Annotated in this window: 2 protein-coding genes; both read left to right on the top strand. The window is 71.6% G+C overall.

From position 1 onward, the window contains the following. Positions 1–130: 130 nt before the first annotated feature. A complete protein-coding gene (locus Y694_RS20905; protein ID WP_231497824.1) occupies positions 131–2,197 on the top strand; it encodes a TonB-dependent receptor in 2,067 nt (688 codons plus the stop codon). A gap of 7 nt (positions 2,198–2,204) precedes the next feature. Further along, positions 2,205–2,999, top strand: a 795-nt coding sequence (locus tag Y694_RS20900) for a PepSY domain-containing protein (RefSeq protein WP_231497823.1), incomplete at its 3' end; no start/stop codon positions are given.

Below are 2,999 nucleotides of genomic sequence, written 5' to 3'. Positions count from 1 at the left end.
CACGGTGCTTCCGTGCGCATCGGTTCGCGCTGCGGCCCGCCCAGGGCGCGGCGACGGCGTGCCGAACGACGCGCGCCCGACGCCGGCCCGACCGGCGGCAGCGCTGACTCAGCTTCCGGAACTTCGCACCATGCTTTCAAGATCACCCGCAGTCCTGTCTGCTCTCGTCCTCGGCCCGTGCGCGATCGCGCAGGCCCAGAGCCCGCAAGAGGCGCAACTGCCGCCCATCGTCATCACTGCCGAGCGAGAGCCCGATCAGGTCAGGAAGGCACTGACGGCAGAGCAGGCCGTCACACCCGGCGCCGTGACGCTGGTCGACGGCGAGACCCTGCGCCAGCGCAACGTCACCAGCCTGGCCGACATGCTGCGCTACGTGCCCGGCCTGTGGGCCGCCAGCGGCAGCACCGGCGACTCGTCCTTCCTGTCCAGCCGCGGCTCCAACCTCGACGCCACCAACTACGACGGCAACGGCATCAAGCTGCTGCAGGACGGCCTGCCGGTGACCGCCGCCGACGGCAACAACCACAACCGCGACGTCGACCCGCTGTCGGCGCGCTACGCCATCGTGGCGCGCGGCGCGAACGCGCTCACCTATGGCGCCAGCACGCTCGGCGGTGCGATCGACTTCATCACGCCCACGGCGCGCGACGGAGCACCGAACGAGCTGCTGCTCAACGGCGGCAGCCACGGCCAGCGGCAGGCCCGCATCACGCTGGGCACGGTGGCCGGCGCCTTCGATGCGCTGGTCACCGCCGAGGGCAAGCGCAGCGACGGTTACCGTGATCACCACCGCCAGGAGCGCAGCGGCCTCTACGCCAATGCCGGCTGGCAGCTCGGCGATGCCGTGCGGACGCGCTTCTACGCCACCGCGATCGACAACGACCAGCAGTTGCCGGGCGCGCTGACGCGCGACGAATGGCGAGCGAACCCGCACCAGGCCCAGGCCGCCGCGTTGGCCGGCGACTACCAGTACAACGTGAAGACTTGGCGCCTCGCCAACAAGACGACGTGGGACATCGACGCGAACAGCAGCCTCACGGCCGGCCTGTCGTACGAGGAGCAGCAGCTCTACCACCCGATCGTCTACGCGCCGCCGTTCTTCAGCCTGTTGATCGACACCGAGCAGCGCAACCTCGGCGGCACGCTGCGCTACCAGCGTCGCATCGGCGAACACGACCTGCTGGTCGGCCTGAACGCGGGCCTCACCACCGTGAAGGGCGGGAACTACGGATACGAGCCCGGCGGCGCCGCGACGCTGTCGACGCAGGTGGACAACCGGGCCGACAGCCTGGAGCTGTTCGTGATGGACCGCTGGCAGTTCGCGCCGGACTGGACCGCGGTCTACGGCGCGCAGGCCGTGTCGTCCCGCCGCGAGATCCGCAATACCACGGTGTCCAGTGGTGCCCTGCGCAACCCGGAAGACGACTACCACAGCATCAACCCGCGGGTGGGCCTGATCCACCAGCTGGCGCCCACCGTCCAGCTGTTCGCCAACCTGAGCCGCCTGTACGAGGCGCCCACGCTCTACGAACTGGAGGACGACGTGCGCGGCGACCAGTCGACGCTGGAGGCGATGAAGGGCACCGTGCTGGAAGTCGGCACGCGCGGCACGCACGACGCGGGCCGCAGCCAATGGCACTGGGACGTCGCCGTCTACTACGCGCGGCTGCGCGACGAGATCCTGTCGCGCGCCCCGGTGCCCGGCGTCAGCCTGTCGACCAACGTCGACGGCACGGTCCACGCCGGCGTCGAGGCCCTGCTGGGCGCCAGCCTGGCGATCGACGACGCCGGTGCCCACCGCGTCGAGCCGCTGCTCAACCTGACGGTCAACCACTTCCGCTTCAAGGGCGATGCCGACTACGGCAACAACCGGCTGCCTGCCGCGCCGACCTATGCGGTGCGCGGCGAACTGCTCTACCGCCATGCGAGCGGCTTCTTCGCCGGGCCCACCTTCGATCTCGTGGGGCGCCGGTACGCGGACTTCGCCAACACCTACACGGTCGACCGCTACACCCTGTGGGGCCTGCGCGCCGGCCTGACCCGCGATCACTGGGAGCTCTACGCCGAGGCTCGCAACCTCGCCGACCGGAACTACGTCTCGCTGTTCAGCGTGCAGGACAGGGCGGAATCCAACGCAGCCATCCTCACGCCCGGCGAGCCCCGCTCGGTGTACGTCGGTGCGCGCTTCAAGTTCTGAGGCCGCGATGAGCGACGCGATCCCCGCGGAGGCTGCTGCCGCCGCCTCCGAGTCCGCGCTGTACCGGCGCGTCTGGCGCTGGCACTTCTACGCCGGGCTGGTCTGCCTGCCCTTCCTGGCGTTGCTGGCGACGACCGGCGCGCTGTACCTGTTCAAGGACCCGATCGAGTCGCTGCTCTATGCACGGCTGCGCGTCGTCGAAGCCGGGTCCGCGCCGGGGCTGGCAGCGTCCGCGCTGGTCGACAGGGCCCTGGCGGCCGAACCCGGCGTGGCGGTGCGCTTCGTCGCGCCGGCCCGGCCGGGCCGCAGCGCCGAGGTGGGCATCCGCACGGCCGAGGGCATCGTCGCGGTCTACCTCGACCCGGCCGACGGCCGGGAACTGGGCAGGCTGCGCGACGACGACCGGCTGATGGAGGTCGTCAAGCGCCTCCACTCGCTGGCGATCGCCGGCCCGGTGGCCAACCACTGGATCGAGATCGTGGCCGGCTGGGCGCTGGTGCTCGTGGTGTCCGGCGTGTTCCTGTGGTGGCCGCGCGGGCGCTCGGGCGGTGTCTGTACCGTGCGCGAGCGCCCGGCGCAGCGCCTCTGGTGGCGCGACGTGCACGCGGTGACCGGGATCGTCGCCGCCGTGGCGATCGTGTTCCTGGCCGTGACGGGCATGCCGTGGTCGGCGTTCTGGGGGCAGCAGTTCGGGCGCCTGAGCGCCGAACGGGGCCTGGGCGTGCCGAAACACGTGTGGGGCCGGCGCCGCCGTCCGCGGTGCCCCCGCTGGCCGGCTTGCAGGCGGTGCCCTGGGCCGTGG

Source organism: Methylibium sp. T29-B (assembly GCF_000576225.1).
Lineage (GTDB): Bacteria > Pseudomonadota > Gammaproteobacteria > Burkholderiales > Burkholderiaceae_C > Methylibium > Methylibium petroleiphilum.
The sequence above is the reverse complement of the archived record's forward strand: the minus strand, read 5'-3'. Positions and strand labels throughout refer to the sequence as shown.